The 17,479-nt window shown below is 66.0% G+C and carries 16 protein-coding genes, 1 tRNA gene, 1 other RNA gene and 1 pseudogene; 7 read left to right on the forward strand and 12 right to left on the reverse strand.

Translation table 11 applies throughout. The features are described from left to right. Positions 1–25: 25 nt before the first annotated feature. Together SynA15127_RS04350 and SynA15127_RS04355 are read right to left on the reverse strand one after the other, a co-directional pair. On the reverse strand, positions 26–694 hold the full coding sequence (locus SynA15127_RS04350) for an ATP-dependent Clp protease proteolytic subunit (protein ID WP_186485151.1): 669 nt from the start codon (positions 692–694) through the stop codon (positions 26–28). 31 nt (positions 695–725) lie between these two features. After that, positions 726–1,874: a PIN/TRAM domain-containing protein gene (locus tag SynA15127_RS04355; RefSeq protein ID WP_186485152.1), complete on the reverse strand. Its 1,149-nt coding sequence runs from the start codon at positions 1,872–1,874 to the stop codon at positions 726–728. A 39-nt stretch (positions 1,875–1,913) separates the two neighbouring features. Between SynA15127_RS04355 and hemW the strand changes: the two are divergent. Then, a pseudogene (gene hemW / locus SynA15127_RS04360) lies at positions 1,914–3,179 on the forward strand (radical SAM family heme chaperone HemW); the annotation flags it as partial. On the opposite strand, the gene panB reads toward hemW, so the two are convergent. Continuing rightward, entirely contained in the window at positions 3,082–3,897 is an 816-nt protein-coding gene (gene panB, locus SynA15127_RS04365) for a 3-methyl-2-oxobutanoate hydroxymethyltransferase (RefSeq protein WP_186485153.1), read from the reverse strand. The pseudogene hemW and the gene panB overlap by 98 nt on opposite strands. A gap of 43 nt (positions 3,898–3,940) precedes the next feature. Here panB and ffs point away from each other — a divergent pair. Next, an RNA gene (ffs, locus tag SynA15127_RS04370) (signal recognition particle sRNA small type) lies at positions 3,941–4,037 on the forward strand. A 5-nt stretch (positions 4,038–4,042) separates the two neighbouring features. Here the strand turns inward: ffs and ftsZ are convergent. From ftsZ to miaB, 5 genes are all read right to left on the reverse strand, one after another. Continuing rightward, a complete protein-coding gene (gene ftsZ, locus SynA15127_RS04375) occupies positions 4,043–5,161 on the reverse strand; it encodes a cell division protein FtsZ (protein ID WP_255475575.1) in 1,119 nt (372 codons plus the stop codon). Positions 5,162–5,274: 113 nt separating this feature from the next. Then, a complete protein-coding gene (locus SynA15127_RS04380) occupies positions 5,275–6,135 on the reverse strand; it encodes a cell division protein FtsQ/DivIB (RefSeq protein ID WP_255475576.1) in 861 nt (286 codons plus the stop codon). Further along, positions 6,123–6,533, reverse strand: a complete 411-nt coding sequence (locus SynA15127_RS04385; RefSeq protein ID WP_043696115.1) for a hypothetical protein — start codon at positions 6,531–6,533, stop codon at positions 6,123–6,125. Before SynA15127_RS04385 ends, SynA15127_RS04380 begins: the two co-directional genes overlap by 13 nt. Before the next feature lie 32 nt (positions 6,534–6,565). Further along, the gene (locus SynA15127_RS04390; protein WP_186485154.1) at positions 6,566–7,624 is read right to left on the reverse strand and encodes a D-alanine--D-alanine ligase family protein; all 1,059 of its coding nucleotides are present in this window, start codon (positions 7,622–7,624) and stop codon (positions 6,566–6,568) included. A gap of 37 nt (positions 7,625–7,661) precedes the next feature. Continuing rightward, on the reverse strand, positions 7,662–9,065 hold the full coding sequence (gene miaB / locus SynA15127_RS04395; RefSeq protein WP_186485155.1) for a tRNA (N6-isopentenyl adenosine(37)-C2)-methylthiotransferase MiaB: 1,404 nt from the start codon (positions 9,063–9,065) through the stop codon (positions 7,662–7,664). A gap of 83 nt (positions 9,066–9,148) precedes the next feature. Between miaB and SynA15127_RS04400 the strand changes: the two genes are divergently transcribed. Both SynA15127_RS04400 and SynA15127_RS04405 read left to right on the forward strand, forming a co-directional pair. Then, positions 9,149–10,225: a dipeptide epimerase gene (locus tag SynA15127_RS04400; protein WP_186485156.1), complete on the forward strand. Its 1,077-nt coding sequence runs from the start codon at positions 9,149–9,151 to the stop codon at positions 10,223–10,225. Then, positions 10,225–11,295 carry a DUF1611 domain-containing protein gene (locus SynA15127_RS04405; protein ID WP_186485157.1) on the forward strand — a complete coding sequence of 357 codons (1,071 nt, stop codon included), beginning with the start codon at positions 10,225–10,227 and terminating at the stop codon, positions 11,293–11,295. The genes SynA15127_RS04400 and SynA15127_RS04405 overlap by 1 nt, the downstream gene beginning before the upstream one ends. 4 nt (positions 11,296–11,299) lie before the next feature. Here SynA15127_RS04405 and SynA15127_RS04410 read toward each other — a convergent pair. Continuing rightward, positions 11,300–11,372 (reverse strand) — tRNA-His (locus SynA15127_RS04410). 42 nt (positions 11,373–11,414) lie between these two features. Here SynA15127_RS04410 and SynA15127_RS04415 point away from each other — a divergent pair. From SynA15127_RS04415 to SynA15127_RS04425, 3 genes are read left to right on the forward strand one after another with little or no spacing between them, the layout of a single operon-like run. After that, positions 11,415–11,846, forward strand: a complete 432-nt coding sequence (locus SynA15127_RS04415) for a DUF4359 domain-containing protein (protein WP_255475577.1) — start codon at positions 11,415–11,417, stop codon at positions 11,844–11,846. Continuing rightward, positions 11,843–13,096, forward strand: coding sequence for an amidohydrolase family protein (locus tag SynA15127_RS04420; protein ID WP_186485158.1), 1,254 nt, complete (start codon positions 11,843–11,845; stop codon positions 13,094–13,096). Before SynA15127_RS04415 ends, SynA15127_RS04420 begins: the two co-directional genes overlap by 4 nt. A 25-nt stretch (positions 13,097–13,121) precedes the next feature. Then, positions 13,122–14,471 (forward strand): FAD-binding oxidoreductase, encoded by a 1,350-nt coding sequence (locus SynA15127_RS04425; protein WP_186485159.1) that lies wholly within the window; start codon positions 13,122–13,124, stop codon positions 14,469–14,471. A gap of 35 nt (positions 14,472–14,506) precedes the next feature. On the opposite strand, the gene SynA15127_RS04430 is transcribed toward SynA15127_RS04425, so the two are convergent. The 3 genes from SynA15127_RS04430 to SynA15127_RS04440 are packed head-to-tail and all read right to left on the reverse strand — an operon-like array spanning position 14,507 to position 17,467. Then, entirely contained in the window at positions 14,507–15,001 is a 495-nt protein-coding gene (locus SynA15127_RS04430) for a pentapeptide repeat-containing protein (RefSeq protein WP_253912880.1), read from the reverse strand. A 44-nt stretch (positions 15,002–15,045) separates the two neighbouring features. Then, the gene (locus SynA15127_RS04435) at positions 15,046–16,269 is read right to left on the reverse strand and encodes a folylpolyglutamate synthase/dihydrofolate synthase family protein (RefSeq protein WP_186485160.1); all 1,224 of its coding nucleotides are present in this window, start codon (positions 16,267–16,269) and stop codon (positions 15,046–15,048) included. 16 nt (positions 16,270–16,285) lie between these two features. Next, complete coding sequence (locus tag SynA15127_RS04440) at positions 16,286–17,467, reverse strand: aspartate aminotransferase family protein (protein ID WP_186485161.1); 1,182 nt, start codon at positions 17,465–17,467, stop codon at positions 16,286–16,288. Positions 17,468–17,479: the final 12 nt, after the last annotated feature.

Genomic DNA, 17,479 nt, shown 5'->3' on the forward strand with positions numbered 1-17,479 from the left:
GGACGAAAAAGGTGGAAATCTGGGATCAGTTGGCGCTGTTGCTGGGCAACTCCTTGCGGCTGCTGAGCACCCGGTCGATCAGGCCGTACTCCATGGCCTGCTCCGGAGTGAGGTAGCTCATACGGTCGGAGTCCTTGCTCAGTTCCTCGACGCTGCGGCCGGTGTTGCTGGAGAGGATTTCCAACATGGCCCGCTTGTTGTGGAGCACTTCCTTGGCGCGGATCTGGATGTCGGTGGCCTGGCCCTGGGCCCCACTGCGGGGCTGGTGCAGCACGATCGACGAGTGAGGAAGAGCGGCGCGCTGACCTTTCGTGCCCGCTGAAAGGATCACAGCAGCCGTTCCCATCGCCTGACCGATGCAGATGGTGTGCACCGGGGGCTTCACGTAGCGGAGCGTGTCGCAGATGGCGAAGGCCTCGGTCTCGAAGCCGATCGCATCGCCTGAATACCAGCTGGTTCCGGTGGAGTTGATATAGAAGTAAATCGGCTTGTCAGGGTTGTCGAACTCCAAATAGAGCAGCTGGGCGATGATCAATTCCGTGACATCGATGCCCATCTGACGTTTGGCATCGTCATCGGAAAACAGCGGCAGTCCGAGGTAGACGATCCGCTCCTTGAGCAGCAGTGAAGGCAGATCGGGAGGAGGAGTCCTCATTACGGAGCTGTCGCCGTAATAGGGGGCTGAGGTGGTCATCTACCGCGCACCATCGCTTTGTGGCAGGAGCCTAGCGGGGGCTTTCAGGCTTGCGCTCGCTGGTGCGGGGCGGTTTGCCCTGCCCCTTGGATTTGGTCTGCGCTTTGGCTTTCGCTTCGGTCTCCAGCCGAGCGAACACCATCCGGCCGGTGGGAGTCTGCAGAGCTCCGGTGACCACCACCGGCTTCCTCTGGCCGATCAGGGGGCGGGCGTCATTGACCACCACCATCGTGCCGTCGTCGAGGTAGCCGACCCCCTGGCTCTCCTCCTTGCCTTCACGAACGATCTTGAGATTGAGCTCGTCGCCGGGCTGCACTTCTGGCCTCAGTGCAATCACCAGCTCGCTCAGATTCATCACCTTGAGTGCTTTCACCGAGGCCACCTGGGCCAGGTTGAAATCGGCGGTGACCAGCGTTCCGCCCGTGTCATCCGCCAGCTGCAGCAGGCGGTCGTCCGTGCCCTTCCCGTCGTAACGGGTGCTGTTGATCACGAGGCGACGGCCGTAGGTCTCGCGCAGATCCTTGAGCAGCTTCAGGCCCCGCCGCCCCTTGGCACGTTTTTCGACGTTGGTGGAATCGGAGAGCTGCTGCATCTCATCAATCACCGACTCCGCCACGATCACCTGCCCTTCCAGCAGCCCGCAGGCGAGCATCCCGCGGATGCGGCCATCGATGATCACACTGGTGTCCAGAATCTTGGCAGTGGCCGGGGTCAGCACACCGTCGGCCACCAGCAGGGCTTCACTGCTGGCTGGATTGAGCAGGCGCAGCAGCGTGCGGCCGTGCACTTCGGCCAGGTTGCTGCCCAGGATCCCGAAGAACACATTGCTCACCACCGCCAGCAGCGGTTTCAGCAGAACCACCCCACCGGAAAAGGGAAGGAGCAGCACCGGCAGCAGCAGCAGGTTGGCGACGAGCAGGCCCAGAATCAAGCCGATGGCGCGGCTCACCAGCAGGTCGGTGGGCATGGTGCGCACCTGCTGCATCAGGCGCAGCCGCAACCGTTTGAACACCAGCCCAGCGAGAAGCCCCACGCCTCCGCCGGAACCCGTGAGGATCAACCGCAGCTGTTCCGCATCGGTGGCGGGATTCACCAGTTCCGCGGGCAGAAGATGCACCCCCATCCAGCCAGCAGCACCACCGGAGCCGACGAACAGCATCAGGATGAGCAGATCAACCATGGGCTCAGGTCGTGGCAGCTCAATCCGAATGTGCGCAGCATGCCCTATCCCCCTCCTCCCCGCAGCGCCTACCTCCACATTCCCTTCTGCCATCGACGTTGTTACTACTGCGATTTCGCTGTGGTGCCGCTGGGGGATCGGGCCCACGCGGACGGGGGACCGGGAAGCGCCTCCATCCGCGATTACCTGTCCCTGCTGCATCGCGAGATCGCAGCTGCACCATGGGGTCCGCCCCTTGCGACGGTGTACATCGGCGGCGGCACCCCATCGCTGCTGACGGCCGCTCAGATCCAGGCTCTGCTTGAGGCGCTGCAGGTCCGTTTCGGTCTTCAGCAGGGTGCGGAAATCACCCTCGAGATGGATCCCGCCAGCTTTGATCGGCAACAGCTGGATGCGGTGCTCAGGACCGGGGTCAACCGCATCAGCCTTGGTGGCCAGAGCTTTGACGATGACGTTCTCGCCGGGCTCGGTCGTCGTCACCGGCGCGCTGATCTGCTGGAGGCCTGCCGCTGGATGCGGGAGGCGCTGAGGCAGGGCGCGCTGAGGTCCTGGAGTCTTGATCTGATCCAGAACCTGCCAGGACAGACCCGCCTCGCCTGGGAGCAGCAGTTGGCGCAGGCCATCGCCATGGATTCTCCCCATGTCTCGGTGTATGACCTGTCGGTGGAGCCAGGCACGGTGTTTGAGCGCCGTCAGCAGCGGGGTGAGCTGGATCTGCCGGAGGAGGAGCTGGCGGCGGAGCTGATGGCGCTCACCAGTGATCACCTCGGAGCTGCCGGGCTCGGTCGCTACGAGATTTCCAACCATGCCCGCCCCGGCCACGCCTCCCGCCACAACAGGGTGTACTGGAGTGGTGCCGGCTGGTGGGGATTCGGCATGGGCGCCACCTCAGCCCCGTGGGGAGAGCGCCAGGCCAGGCCCAGAACCCGGGACGCCTATCGCGTCTGGCTGGAGCAGGAAGCCGCTGCATCAGCCTCAGGTCCGGGAGACTTTGTCCCTGGAGACTCAGTGCCGTGGCGAGGCACTGGCATGCCCCTGGATGATCTGCTGCTGGTGGGCCTGCGACGCAGAGAGGGGGTGGATCTGCAGGCTCTTGGATGCCCAGTGCCCGACCAACTGCTGAAGCGTTGGCAGCCGTTCATCGCCGAAGGGTTGCTGGTGGGTGAGGCCGGACGCTGGCGGTTGTCCGATCCGGAGGGGATGGCTCTCAGCAATCGGGTTCTGGTGGAGGTTCTGCTGTGGTGGGAGTCGCTGTCTGACGTTGATCGAGCACCCAGCGCTCCAGAGCCTCCGCGCACAGCTGCCGTCCTGGCAGCAGAGCGGGGCTGAAGGGGGGCTGCTGAGCCGTGAGCCCCAGCAGATCAGCGCTCACTCGCACCTGTCCGTCGCAATCGGCCCCGGCACCGATGCCGATTACCGGAATCGCGAGCTGACGGCGCACCTGCCCGGCCAGCTGGTCCGGCACATGCTCGAGCACCAGAGCGAAGCATCCGGTGCTCTCGAGCTCAATGGCCTGGCTCATCAGTCGCTGCTGCGCCGGAGCATCCACCGCCTGACGCCGCAGGCCGAGACGATGCACCGCTTGCGGCGTCAGCCCCAGATGCCCCATCACCGGGATGCCCATGCGCACCAGCCGATCAATCACTCTCACCACCTCCGGTTCGGCGCCTTCCAGCTTCACGGCCGCGGCGCTGGATTCCTTCAGCAGCCTCCCGGCAGCGGCCACCGCTGCGTCCTCACCGCACTGATAGCTGAGAAACGGCAAGTCGGAGATGAGCAGGGGCTGCTGGGCCGGCATCGCCTGAAAGCCGCGCTCCACGGCCTGCGTGTGGTGCACCATCTGCTCGAGGGTGACCGGCAGGGTGGTGTCATGCCCGAGAGCCACCATTCCCAGCGAGTCACCCACCAGCACGGCATCGGCCCCGGCGAGCTCCACCAGGGCCGCAGACAGGCTGTCCCATGCAGTGAGAATCGTGATCGGTCGGCCGTCTTGCTTGAAGCGGATCAGATCGGCTGGACGCATGGAGTGGGCTTAGCCCTTGGTGGCTCCTTGCTAGCATCAAGCCGACTCGGACCCATGCGGCTCGGACGCCTAAATCTGGTCAGGACCGGAAGGTAGCAGCCACACGGGATGCTCAGGGCAGGCGTGGAATCCGGGTCACCCCTCTTCAGCTGTCGCTTTGATGCTGGCGCTGACGCAGGAATTCGGGAATACGGGCGCCGTTGTCATCGATCTCGCGGCGGTCACCGCGCTGAGCCTGAGCCGTCAGGGGGCGGCTTGCAGATCGCTCGCTGCGGTAGTGCTGACCGTTCTCGAAGCCCGTGGCGATCACGGTGACGTGGATCTCTCCCTCCAGGGCTTCATCCACCACAGCACCGACGATGATGTTCGCCTCGGGATCGACGACGTCATAGATCACTTCCGAGGCCGTGGTCATGTCCTCAAGGGTCATGTCCCGGCCTCCGCTGATGTTGATCACGCAGCCCTTGGCCCCGTCAATCCGTTCCGTCTCCAGCAGAGGGCTGCTGATGGCGGCCTGGGCGGCTTCCACCGCGCGGGAGCGACCGGAGCCGATGCCGATTCCCAGCAGGGCGGTGCCGGCCTCGGTCATCACCGAACGCACATCGGCGAAGTCGACATTGACCAGGCCGGGGCAAGTGATGATGTCGCTGATGCCCTTCACACCCATGCGCAGCACGTCATCGGCACTGCGGAAGGCTTCCTGAAGCGGTGCGCTGCCGATGGCATCACGCAGGCGGTCGTTGGGGATCACGATCAGGGTGTCCACATGCTCTGCAAGCCGGGTGATCCCTTCATCGGCCTGACGCATGCGCCTGCGGCCCTCGAAACCGAAAGGTTTGGTGACGATGCCCACCGTGAGGGCTCCGACCTCACGAGCGACCTCGGCCACCACTGGGGCCGCTCCGGTTCCGGTTCCTCCACCCATGCCGGCGGCGATGAACACCAGATCGGCCCCCTGCAGTGCTTCGTGCAGGTCGGTGCGGGACTCTTCGGCGGCCTTCTGACCGATGGTGGGGTTGCCTCCGGCGCCCAGGCCGCGGGTAAGGGTCTGTCCCAGTTGCAGACGTGTCTGAGCCTGGGACTGAATCAGTGCCTGGGCGTCTGTGTTGAGAACGCGATAAGCGACACCTTCAAGATCGCTGAGGATCATGCGGTTGACGGCGTTGCTGCCACCGCCACCAACACCAATCACCTCGATGCGGGCGGACTGACTGGGTTGAATGCCGGCGGCATGCTGGGATGACGCACCGCTGACGATCTCCATCTTTTCGACCGATCCGTTCAGGTTTGGCTGCATTATGTCCCTGCGGCTCTGAACCGGGAAAGTTTGGATACGTTCCGTCCGGTGGAAAGGAACGGCAACACTTCGTCAGCGTTTCAAGCTTCTGGCGCGACTTTCTCAGCGGGCTCGGGCTTTTTGGCGGGCCGCTCCAGTTCCGGTCGATCCGGATTGCTCAGATCAATGGAACCTTGTTCTTGATCGAGCAGATGGGGGGGCATCGTGCTGTTCAGTTGGACGATCGCGTCGATCTGCTGCACCAGTCGGTCGCTGTCGCGCCCCAGATCGATCAGGCCGAGGCTTCGGGTGCGGAGGCTGATGGCGCCATCGGGGTGGAGGACGATGGTCTGAAGACTGTCGCTGATCCGGCCGCGCTGCTCGAGAAGCTTGGCCAGCACAGCCCGTTTATCAGCGCTCCAGCCCTCAACGGTGATGGCCGTCGTCGGGGCCGGGCTGGGAGCTTTGGTGTTCGTCTGGATCCAGTGCCCTTCCCCGTCGACCATCCCCGTTTCCATGCCGCCGGCCAGGCGTCGGGTCGCCCGGGCAACGGGGATCTGACCCACCAGCTGCACGTCGAGTCGCGCTGGCAGCAGTCGCCGGTCCACCTGGGCGGATTGCACCGGGAGCTCCTGTCGCAGTTGTGATTCCAGGGTCTTGAGGTTGATCTCCAGAAGCGGTTGCGGAAACGAAAACCCTCCGACTTTGGCGACCAGAGCCGGTGAGATCCCTGTGTCGCCGCGCACGATCAACTGATTGGTGCCTTCCAGGGTCCAGCCATGGCGCAGCAGAATCCAGCCCAGCCCTGTGCTGAGCAGCAGAAGCACCAGCACGCGCCAGATCTGGATCAACAGCTGCGCGCGCTGCTGACGCCGCAGAGCACGCCTGCGTTCCAGCTGCGGTGTCAGGGTCACTGGCTTGCGCTGTCGCTTCGCAGGCGCCTGCTTCGTCACAGATCGCACCGGGCCCGTGCCATCAGCTGATCGCCCCAGCGACGGGCGCGGTCCGCATCAGCGAAGGGCACGTCCATCTGTTTGTCCTTGCCGACCAGGCGCAGGCGGCAGCGCCCCTGGGATTCGTCTGTCAGGGGGGCATCTCCTGAGGCCAGAGCCATCAGTTCCACCAGCTCCAGCCGGCAGACATCGAACTGCCCCTGATCCTGGAAACGTCCGGCTTCAAAGCTGCTCCAGATCAGATGGCCATCCTTCAGCCGCGCGCCGCCGCAGCCGTCCAGCTTCGCCAGCTCGGCACCCTCCGCCCAGTCGCGGAAGAGGTTCTGACGCCGGCGTTCCAGCCAGCCGAGGGCTGCGAGCAGCACGAAGGCTGCCAGCAGGGGTAACCAGAGCAGGCCGTGGCTCATGGATCAGGCGGGGGTCGACCGTAGGCGTTGCTTCATTCTCCAGCTGTTTCCACCAGTTCGTGCACCAGTTGATCGAGTGTTAAGCCGCTTGCTGCCCAAAGCATCGGGTACATGCTCTGGCTGGTGAATCCAGGAAGGGTGTTGATCTCATTGATCCAGATCGTTCCGGCCGCTTCGTCGTAGAAGAAATCCACACGGGCCATGCCCAGGACCCCGACCGCTTCGCAGGCCTGAAGAGCCTGCTGGCGGATCCGATCAGCGACGCCGTCTGGAAGCGGCGCCGGAATCAGTGTGGAGCTCAGTCCAGCGGTGTACTTGGTCTCGTAGTCGTACCAGTCGGCTTCGAAACGAATCTCTCCGACAACGGAGGCCCTCAGGTCGTTCCGCCCCAGCACTGCGCACTCCAGTTCCCGTGCCGTGACCCCCTGCTCCACCACGAGGCGCGGATCCAGGAGGGAAGCCTTGTGGAGGCCCTCAACCAGTTCCGCCCGGTTGCGCACCTTGCTGATCCCGACCGATGAACCCAGGTTGGCTGGCTTGACAAAGCAGGGATAGCCGAGCTCTTCGATGCGCTTCAGAAGCGGGTTGAACGTGGTGTCGTCCTTCAGTTCGCTGGCCTGAACGCAGACGTAGGGCACCTGTGAGAGTCCGGCGGCCGCGAAGGCGGCCTTCATCGCCTGCTTGTCCATGCTCACGGCGGATCCGAGCACACCGGCTCCCACAAAGGGTTGGCGCATCAGGCGGAACAGCCCCTGCACGGTTCCGTCCTCGCCGTTGGGGCCGTGCAGCACGGGGTACCAGACGTCGACGGCATCACAGTCCTGCGGCAGTCCCCGGAATCCTGCGGGCGGCAGGGGGTGGGGGAGCTGCTCGTCGGTGGCGGCTTCGCCCCTCTCCAGCACCGCGGCAGCGATCCCGGGTCCCCACCAGCGGCCTTCGCGGTCGATGTAGAGGACCGTCACGGCGTAACGCTCCGGATTGCTGCCGCTCGTCAATCCAGCCAGCACCGTGCTGGCTGAACGGATGGAAACCTCATGCTCACCGGAGACACCACCGAACACGAGGCCGACATGCTTGCGCTGGCTGGTCATTTCGACGCGCTGTGCGGTCTGAGGCGCGCCAAAGGTATCAGCGTTGTTCCGCCACCGGCAGGGGGGTGGCGCTCAGTGAGAACGAACGCACCGCGTCGATCGTCACCCTCACGAGATCACCGGGATTCCAGATGTGGCCATCCGGCCCTGTTGCGCTGAAGAACGTGAGCCGGTTGGTGCGGGTGCGCCCCATCAGCTGATGGGGATCCTTCGGGTTGATCCCTTCCGCCAGCACCTCCTCGATGCGGCCGGTGTAGCGGGCATTGCGGGTTCGCGCTGTGCGCTCCACCAGGGCATTCAGTTCCCGCAGTCGCTCCACCTTCACCGCTTCCGGCAGCTGGTTGTCCCAGTTCGCCGCTGGAGTGTTGGGACGTGGTGAATAGGCCGCGGTGTTCACCTGATCGAACCCGATCGATTCCACCAGCTCCAGAGTGCGTCGGTACTGGGCATCGGTCTCACCGGGGAAGGCGACGATCACATCGGCGCTCAGGGCGGCATCGGGCATCCGTTCGCGGATGCGGTCGATGATGCGCCGGTAGCGCTCCACGGTGTAGCCGCGGGCCATCGCCCTCAGCAAGTCGTTGTCGCCGCTCTGGAAGGGGATGTGGAAGTGCTCGCAGAGCCTGGGGAGATCAGCGCAGGCGTCGATCAACCGTTCGGTGAAATACCGCGGATGGCTGGTGGCGAAGCGGATCCGTTCGATCCCTTCCACGTCATGAACCTGATGCAGCAGGTCGGTGAGCGTGTGCTGGCGGCGCCCCTCCGGCGTGATGCCCGGCAGGTCACGGCCGTAGGCGTCGATGTTCTGACCCAGCAGGGTGATCTCCTTGTACCCCTGGGCTGCCAGACCCTCCATCTCCAGCTTGATCGCTTCCGGAAGGCGCGACTGTTCCTTCCCGCGCACAGAGGGCACCACGCAGTAGGTGCAGCGTTCATTGCAGCCGTAGATCACGTTCACCCACCCGCAGATGCGGCTGTCACGCCGTGCAGTGGTGATGTCCTCGAGAATGTGGTGCTCCTCCGTGGCCACCACCTGCTGACCGCTGTCCACCTGCTGGAGCAGGGTCTCCAGGCGGTTCGCATGCTGGGGACCCATCACCAGATCAAGCTCCGGAACCCGTCGCAGCAGCGATTCCCCTTCCTGCTGTGCCACGCAGCCGGCCACCACCAGCGTGAGGTTCGGATTGGTCCGTTTCCGTCGAGCCTGTCGACCGAGGTAGCTGTAAACCTTCTGCTCGGCGTTGTCCCGGATGGTGCAGGTGTTGTAGAGCACCAGATCCGCCTCCAGTTCAGCGCTGGCTTCTCGGTAGCCCATCGCTTCGAGGATGCCGGCCATGCGCTCGGAATCCGCCTTGTTCATCTGGCAGCCGAAGGTGGTGATCCAGTAGCTGCCGCGCGGATCCGTGCCGATGCTGGTGCGGTCTGGAGCGGAGACGACCAAGGCGGGGGAGGAGAGAGGAATGACTGCCCTCAGTTTTAGTCACGACGGTGTTGTGTCAGTTTGGTGACTGGACACAGGCCGGCATGGGTTGGGGCCTCAGGCGTTTCTCCCTCACCAAGGCGGTGCCTCTGGCCATCAGCCGCGGGACCACCTCGGCTGTGCAGCGTCTGGAGCTGAGCATCAGCCGGGATGGCATCACAGGTCGCGGCGAGACCGGTGGATTCGAGACCGGCCACCGGGGCTTCTCCACAGACGCCGTGGAGCTCGAGCTGCAGACGCTGCTGCCACGGCTTGAGGGTTTGGATCCCTCTGTGCCGCAGGGTTTCGAGCCGCTGCTGGCGGACCTCACGCCACCGGCACGATGTGCCCTCGATCTCGCGCTCTGGGACTGGCGAGGCCGCCGTTTGCAGGCTCCGGTCTGGCAGCTCTGGGGACTGGATGGGGCCCGTTCGGTGGCCACAAGCGTCACGCTTGGCCTCGCTGCGTCGGAGCAGGTGCTGCAGCGGTTGCAGCGTTGGCGTGAGCTGATGCCGGTCACCCGGGTGAAGCTCAAGCTGGGGAGCCCTGACGGGCTGGAGCACGACCGTGCACTGCTCTCGGCGGTGGCGGATGCCATGGCCGGCGATGACCGTCGTCCTGCGGCGGAGCTCCAGGTGGATGCCAACGGTGGCTGGACCCTGGACCAGGCCCGCAGGATGCTGCCGCTTCTGCAGGAGCGGGGGGTCGTGCTGCTGGAGCAGCCGCTTGCTCCTCATCTGGATCCGGAGCGCGATTCTGCCGGTTTCGCGGCTCTTCATCCCGAATGCCCGATGTCGCTCGTGGCGGATGAAAGTTGCTGGGGGCTCGAGGATCTGCTGCGTCTTGCCCCCCACGTGGATGGGGTCAACCTGAAGTTGCTCAAGAGCGGTGGCCTCAGTCAGGCCTGGTTGATGGCGCGGGTGGCGCAACAGCTCGGCCTCGATCTGATGGTGGGCTGCTACTCCGACAGCCGGCTGCTGAATGGTGCGGCTGCTCAGTTGCTGCCGTTGATCCGCTGGCCGGATCTCGACAGCCATCTCAATCTCATCGATGACCCGTTCGACGGGCTGCCGCTGGAGGGAGACCGTCTGATGCCGTCCCGGCATCCAGGGCTGGGCATCAAGCGACGGGAGGGCTCCTGATGCTTGCGGCGGAGGACAGGGTCGTGCTGCTGCAGCACGGTGGGCTGGACAGTCTCACCGGCAAGACTGGGCTGGCTATGTTGCGCCATCGCTTCGGCCCGATCGTGGCTGTGATCGATCCCGTTCATGCCGGGGGGTCCCTGGAGGGAATCAGCGGGATTCGTCGGGATGTGCCGATCGTCGCCTCGCTCGAGGAGGCGCTGCCGTTCGTGCCCGAGGTGGCAGTGGTCGGCCTGGCTCCTTCCGGAGGGCGTCTTCCGGATCCGGTCCGCCGGGATGCCCTGGCGGCATTGCGATCCGGCCTGAGTCTGGCCAGTGGCCTGCACACGCGTCTCGGGCAGGACCCGGAGCTGTGCTCGGCGCGGCAGCCCGGGCGCTGGATCTGGGATCTGCGTTGTGAACCGGAACATTTGCGGGTGGGGCAGGCGCGGGCGGCGGCTCTGTCCTGCCAGCGATTGCTGGCGCTTGGCACGGACATGGCAGTCGGCAAGATGAGTGCCTGCCTGGCGCTGGTTGAGGCGGCAGGGCGTCGGCATCTCCCATGTCGTTTCGTGGGCACCGGCCAGGCCGGAATCTTGATCGCCGGCGGCGGGGTCCCCCTTGATGCGGTCCGCGTCGATTACGCCGCCGGCGCCGTCGAAGCGGCGGTTCTGGAGGCAGCCGAGGCGCTTCCCGCCGACGGTCTTGTGCTGGTCGAGGGTCAGGGATCCCTGTGTCATCCAGGATCCACGGCAACGCTTCCGTTGCTGCGCGGCAGTCAGCCGACGGATCTGCTGCTGGTCCACCGGGCCGATCAGACCAGCATCGAGCGGCTGCCGCAGATTCCTCTGCCGGCGCTGCAGGAGCTGGTCAACCTCAGTGAGGCCCTCGCCGCCCTGGGCCGACCCCGTGCGGTTGGTGCGCCTCCGAGGGTGCGGGCCGTTGCGCTCAACACGTCACGTCTGGGGGAGCAGGATGCGCGATCAGCTGTTGCGTCGGTCTCCGATCAGCTCGGACTTCCCTGCACTGATCCGATCCGCTGGGGCGGAGAAAGGCTTCTGGACGCTGTTCTTAACAGCTGCGGTGAATGAAAAGGGCGAGCGAGGGGATTCGAACCCCCGAATAGCGGCGCCACAAGCCGCTGCCTTAACCACTTGGCGACGCCCGCCGCGTCGGTGAGAATCTACCAATCCGTGTCGCAGCCAACCCGGTGCAGCCCTCTCAGTCCTCCCGGCGGCTGCCCCTCGCGGCGATCATCGCCGTCGTCATCGGGGCTGGAGGAGCCCTCGCTCTGGCTGGAACGAATCCCTCAAGGTCGGAGTACGAGGCCCACGCCGGCCGGCAGCTCGTGACCCTGGCCACGCAAGAGCTGTGTGAGAACAGCGGTCTGCCGATGGTGCTGCGGTTGTGGATCCGGGACTGTCCCGGGCTGGTGGCCTCACAGCAGCCCACCCTTGCGGCGCTGGCGGGCCGTTTCACCACCCGACGCAATCTGCTCGTGGCCAGCATCTACACCACGCGGGTGGGCGGCCAGGAGCTGTTGCCCGGTCTGACGCTGCCGGGCGTCGAGGTGGTCACCCTTGCCGGTGCCGGTCGCTTTCTCACCCTTCACACGCAAACCAGCGACGGTGGGGCTGAGTGACGGCCGACCCGACGCCATGGCTCGATGCCTGGGTTCCGCGCAGCCTCCTGCAGCTCCCGGCCGCTAAACCCGTTCCAAGCGCCACTGCCGAGGGCCTCACACCGGTGCGGCTGCGCTGGCGGGACGGACGGCTGCTGCTGCCTGAGCCCCTCCCGCAGCAGCAGGCTCCCCCATGCCGGCTGGTGCTGCCTCGGCTGGTGGATCCTCACGTTCATCTGGACAAGGCCTTCACCTGGTCCGCACATCCCAATCTCTCGGGCACCTACAGCGGTGCCCTAGCGGCCAATCTGGAGGAGCATCAGCAGCGGACGCAGACGGCTGTTCTCGAGCGGGCGGAACGGGCCCTGCAGCTGGGCTGTTCCAGGGGCCTGCGGGCGGTCCGCAGCCACATCGACAGCCTCGGCCCTGGAGCGGAGGCGAGCTGGCAGGCCCTCCTGGAGCTGCGGGATCGCTGGCGGGATCGGCTGACCCTGCAGCTGGTGGCCTTGGTGCCCATCGATCACTGGAGCACTCCGGACGGCGCGACGCTTGCTCGTCGCGTGGCGGCGGCCGGAGGCCTGCTCGGCGGGGTCCTGGTGCCTCCCTGCCGGGGAGCGACGGTGCGCCAGTCCCTGCGGGGGATGCTTCGCCTGGCGCAGCAGCTCGGTTGCGGGATCGACCTGCACATCGATGAGGCCGACCGAGCCCCCGCCGCTGGACTGCGGCAGCTGCTGCACGTGCTGGAGCGTGAGCGGCCGCCGCTGCCGATCACTTGCAGTCATGCCAGCAGCCTCGGCCTGCTTGCAGACAGGCCCCTGCAGCGGATCTGCCGGCGCATGGCCGCCTCCGATCTGCGGGTGGCGGCCCTGCCGCTGACCAACGGCTGGCTGCTGGCCCGTCGCCCCGGCTGCACCCCGGTGCTTCGCCCGCTGGCCCCCATCCATCAGTTGCAGCGGGCCGGCGTCTGCGTCGCTGTGGGTGGCGACAACGTCGCTGACCCCTGGTTCCCTGCCGGTGGCTTCGACCCGATCGCCTTGATGGCCTCCAGCCTGCCGTTGGCGCAACTGGCCCCCTGGCAGCGGCTCGGGCTGGCGCCCTTCACCACGGCGGCCGCAGCGTTGATGGATCTTGCCTGGGACGGCGTGATTCGTGAGGGTGCCCCAGCTGATCTGATGCTGCTGGAGGCCTCCAACTGGTCCGAGGCGTTGATGAGCCCCCCGGAAAGACAGATCCTGATCGCGGGCCATTGGTGGCGGCCGCCCACCCGTTAGACCACAACAGCCCGGCCCTGCTGTGATGAGAGATGCCGCCGCCATTGCCGCCGTCCGGCAAGTTCTGGAGCTGGATCCGGCCATGGATCTCCAGACGGACCCGACGGAGCTGGCACGTCTGTCCCGCGATGCCTACGACTATTCACCCGTGCTGAAGGAGCGTCTGGCTGCCTGCCGGGCGCAGCTGGTGGTCTGTCCTGCCGATGTTGATGCGGTGGAGAGGCTGGCGGCTGTCTGTGCGCAGCATGGGGTTCCGCTCACCGTGCGCGGAGCAGGCACCGGCAATTACGGCCAGTGCGTGCCGCTGGAGGGGGGCGTGGTGATGCTGAGTGGTGGCCTGCGGGCGATCCGGGAACTGGATCCGCTCACCGGGGTGGTGACGGTGGAACCCGGCTGCCCGATGCGGGAGCTGGATCAGCAGCTGCGCCGCGCCGGTCGCCAGCTGCGGCTGCTGCCCAGCACCTGGCGCAGCGCTTCCATCGGCGGATTCATCGCCGGTGGCTCCGGTGGCATCGGCTCGATCCGCTGGGGATTTCTGCGTGATCCCGGTCATCTGCTGGGCCTGGAGGGGGTCTCCATGGAGGTCCGTCCACGGCGTTTCACGCTGTCGGGAGAGCAGGCGGAAGCCCTGAACCATGCCTATGGCACCAATGGCATCATCACGGCCCTGAAGCTGGCCACCGCCCCGGCAGTGGACTGGCACCAGCTCAGCCTCGACTGTGCTGATTGGAACGATGCCGTCGCTCTGCTGCAGACCTGCTGCCGATCCGCGGTCAGCCTGCATCTCGCCACCCTGCTGGAACGGCCGGTGCTGCAGCAACTCCCCGACTGGAGCGGCCCCGGTGGCGAGCATCACCGGGTGCTACTGCTGGTCTCACCGGATGGGATCAGCAGCGTGACGCGTCTGGCCCGCAGCTTCGGTGCTGCCGTGCATGACCTGGGTCCCGAGGAGCTCGGTGGCGGCCGTGGCCTGCGGGAGCTGAGCTGGAATCACACCACCCTGCACATGCGTGCCAGCGATCCGGGTTGGACCTATCTGCAGATGCTGCTGCCGCAGCCGGAGGCTGCGGCGATGGATGCCTTGCGGGCCAGCTGGGGAGAGAACCTTCTCTGGCATCTCGAGGCGGTGCGGCAGCAGGGCACAACCCGACTGGCGGCGTTGCCGCTGGTGCGCTGGCAGGGGGCGGAGCGTTTGAATCAGCTGATGGAGGATTGCCGCGGCGTCGGCGCGGTGCTGTTCAACCCCCACGTGATGACCGTGGAGGATGGGGGCCTGGGGGTCGTGGATGCCGATCAGGTGGCTGCCAAGCAGCGCTTCGATCCGGCGGGGCTGCTCAATCCAGGCAAGCTGCGCGGTTGGCAGGAGCGGAGTTGATTCAGCAGCCAGGCTGTTTCAGCAGCCAGGCTGTTTCAGCAGCCAAGGCTGTCCAGGGTTGCGACGCCGGTGGCTGGATTGATGCCGTCGGCCTCGCGACAGAGCCGTCGTTGGTCGTCGCGATCCAGCAGGGCATCGCTGAAGTCAGCGCCGTCGATCTGAGCACCGCTGAAGCTGCTTCCGGAGGCGATGATTCCGCTCAGAACCGCGTCCCGCAGATCGGCGCCCGAAAAATCGGCGCGGTCCATCAGGGCATCGGAGAGATCGGCGCCCCGGAAGTCGGCCTCGGCGAAAGCCCCCTGGGTGAGGATCGCTCCGTGCAGGTTCGCTCCACTGAAATCCGCGCGTCGGCCCACGGCCCCAGCGAATGAGGTGTTGGCCAGGTTCTGACCATGGAAATCGCCGCTGTCCTGGTTGGTGAGGGTGAAGTCCACGGTTTCCTGGAACAGCGCCCGGTCCTGCAGTCCCACCCCCGCTGACGTGTCCAGGCCATGGGCCGCTGGTGTGAGCACCATCAGCAGCGTCAGCATCAGGGGTAGCAGCAGCTGTCGCATCGGGGGGCTGGTCGCAGGCATCACTCTGCCGTCACCACCGCCCTGGCGAACAGATCCCCAAGCAGATAAAGCGATCCAGCCACGACCGGCATCGGGCGGGGCCACGCTCCGCGCTCTTGGATCTCGAGCAGGGCGGCCTCACCACTGTCGGCCTCCAGCAGTTGGTTGTGCCATTGGGGACACTGATCCACCAGCCTGCTGCGGGTCCAGCTGTGATGCTCCGGCACCGGCACGATCCAGGCCCGGTCAGAGGGCTGTAGCAGGTGCTCCAGCATCGCCGGGGCCTGCTTGTGGGCCTGCATCGCCAGGATCCAGCAGACTCCGGCGTCTTCACCGGGCCAGCGGCCACGCTCCAGGGCCAGCTGGGCGGCAGCGGGTGGGTTGTGGGCTCCATCCAGCAGCAACGGATGGTTCTGCCAGCGGGCGCTCTGCAGGCGTCCTGGCCAGCGTGCCTCCACGAAGCCGCGGCGGATGGCGTTCTCGTCCACCGTCCACCCCAGCGGTGCAAGAGCTTGCAGGGCTGTGCGGGCAACCGCGGCATTGTGGCGCTGCATCACCCCGGCGAGGCCCAGCTGCCAGTCGTCCGGCAGGGGCGCAACCCAGTGGAGATCGGCTCCCTGCTGCCGACAGGTCTCCTCGATCACGGCGGTCACCGCCGGCGGCTGTGCGGCGCTGATCACGGTGGCGCCCGGCGTGATCACGGCCGCCTTTTCCCGGGCGATCAGCGTGAGCGTCTCCCCGAGATGTTCACAGTGGTCGAGACCGATGGCGGCGAGGGCGATCACCGGACGACAGCGATGAGCTGTGGTGGCATCCAGGCGCCCGCCGAGTCCCACCTCGAGCACCAGCAGCTCCACCTGCTCACGATGGAAATGGCTGAGGGCGACCGCCAGCAGTTGTTCGAAGGGCGTCAGCCGATGGCGATCACTGATGGGCCGCAGGGCGATCAGCGCGTCTCTCAGACAGTCGAGGGCGATCGGTCTGCCGTCGACGCGGATTCGTTCGCACCAGCTGATCAGATGGGGAGAGGTGGTGAGTCCGCAGCGGATCTCAGCCCGGTGAAGGGCTGAGGCGAGAAAGCTGGCGATCGACCCCTTGCCGTTTGTTCCGGCGACCTGAATCGCCGGGACCTCCTGGCAGGGGGAGCGCAGCGCTTCCAGAGCCGCCTGCATGCGATCCAGCTGCAGATCCATGCCGCGCAGATCGAAGCGGGGAATCAGATCCGACAGGTCAGTCGCGGTCATCGCCCCAAGGCTTCCCTCAGCCGGCCACGCGCAGCGTGGTCTCCAGTCGCTCAAGCAGCTGACGGACTTCGCGGGCACTGATCACCAGGGGTGGCACCATGCGCAGCACCGATGGACCTGCTGCCACCAGCAGCAATCGCTGATCGATCGCCGCCTTGGCGAGCTGAGGGGCGGTGATGCCGCTGTCCTGACGGATCACCAGTCCCTGGATCAGGCCCCAGCCCCGCACACCCGAGAGCAGGTGGGGGTGTTGGACCACCAGAGCTTCCAGTCCCTCCCGCAGCTGTCGGCCGCGCTGCTCCACCTGCAGCAGCAGGCCGCGGCGTTCGATCTCGCGGGCCACCGTCAGGCCTGCCTGGCAGGCGAAAGGATTACCTCCGAAAGTGCTGGCGTGATCCCCGGGCGCGAAAACATCGGCCTGGCCGCGCACCAGCAGGGCCCCGATGGCATGCCCGCCACCAAGTCCCTTGGCGAGGGTGAACGCATCGGGTTCGATGCCCAGGTGTTCGTAGCCCCACCAACGGCCGCTCCGACCCATGCCCACCTGCACCTCATCGAGGATCAGAAGGATGTCGCGGGCTCTGCACAGCTCCTGCAGCTTCTGGAAATAGACCCGATCTCCAGGGTTCACGCCCCCTTCGCCCTGCAGCGGTTCAATCAGCACGGCAGCGACCGACGGTCCGGCCGCTTCATGGCGGTTCAGGCAGCTCTCGAAGGCTTCAAGGTCGTTGTACGGGACGTAATCGAACCCATCAACGACCGGTTCAAACCCTTGGTGGTATTTCGGTTGCCCCGTGGCCGTCACAGCCGCCAGGGTGCGGCCGTGGAAGCTGGCCGTCGCCGTCAGGATCACCGGACGCTCGATGCCTCGTCGGGTGTGGCCATGTTTGCGAGCCAGCTTGATGGCGGCCTCATTGGCTTCCGCGCCGGAATTGCAGAAGAAAACGCTGTCGGCGCAGCTGTGGTCGACGAGCCAGGTGGCCAGCTCCTCTTGTTCCGGGATCCGATACAGGTTTGAAACATGCTGCAGCTGACGCAGCTGACGCCCCAGGTTGCGACGCATGACCGGATCGCTGTGGCCGAGGCTGCAGGTGGCGATGCCGGCTACGGCATCCAGGTAGCGCGTCCCACTGTCATCCCACACCCAGCATCCGGATCCACGCACCAGCGTGAGCGGAAACCGGCTGTAGGTGTTCATCACAGCCGATGA

Source organism: Synechococcus sp. A15-127, assembly GCF_014280215.1.
GTDB lineage: Bacteria > Cyanobacteriota > Cyanobacteriia > PCC-6307 > Cyanobiaceae > Parasynechococcus.

Bases quoted from the DNA above. Each gene is read 5' to 3' on its own strand.
- SynA15127_RS04350 (WP_186485151.1), bottom strand. From the start codon at position 694: ATGACCACCTCAGCCCCCTATTACGGCGACAGCTCCGTAATGAGGACT.
- SynA15127_RS04355 (WP_186485152.1), bottom strand. From the start codon at position 1,874: ATGGTTGATCTGCTCATCCTGATGCTGTTCGTCGGCTCCGGTGGTGCT.
- panB (WP_186485153.1), bottom strand. From the start codon at position 3,897: ATGCGTCCAGCCGATCTGATCCGCTTCAAGCAAGACGGCCGACCGATC.
- ftsZ (WP_255475575.1), bottom strand. From the start codon at position 5,161: ATGGAGATCGTCAGCGGTGCGTCATCCCAGCATGCCGCCGGCATTCAA.
- SynA15127_RS04385 (WP_043696115.1), bottom strand. From the start codon at position 6,533: ATGAGCCACGGCCTGCTCTGGTTACCCCTGCTGGCAGCCTTCGTGCTG.
- SynA15127_RS04390 (WP_186485154.1), bottom strand. From the start codon at position 7,624: ATGACCAGCCAGCGCAAGCATGTCGGCCTCGTGTTCGGTGGTGTCTCC.
- SynA15127_RS04400 (WP_186485156.1), top strand. From the start codon at position 9,149: ATGGGTTGGGGCCTCAGGCGTTTCTCCCTCACCAAGGCGGTGCCTCTG.
- SynA15127_RS04405 (WP_186485157.1), top strand. From the start codon at position 10,225: ATGCTTGCGGCGGAGGACAGGGTCGTGCTGCTGCAGCACGGTGGGCTG.
- SynA15127_RS04425 (WP_186485159.1), top strand. From the start codon at position 13,122: ATGAGAGATGCCGCCGCCATTGCCGCCGTCCGGCAAGTTCTGGAGCTG.
- SynA15127_RS04430 (WP_253912880.1), bottom strand. From the start codon at position 15,001: ATGCTGACGCTGCTGATGGTGCTCACACCAGCGGCCCATGGCCTGGAC.
- SynA15127_RS04435 (WP_186485160.1), bottom strand. From the start codon at position 16,269: ATGACCGCGACTGACCTGTCGGATCTGATTCCCCGCTTCGATCTGCGC.
- SynA15127_RS04440 (WP_186485161.1), bottom strand. From the start codon at position 17,467: ATGAACACCTACAGCCGGTTTCCGCTCACGCTGGTGCGTGGATCCGGA.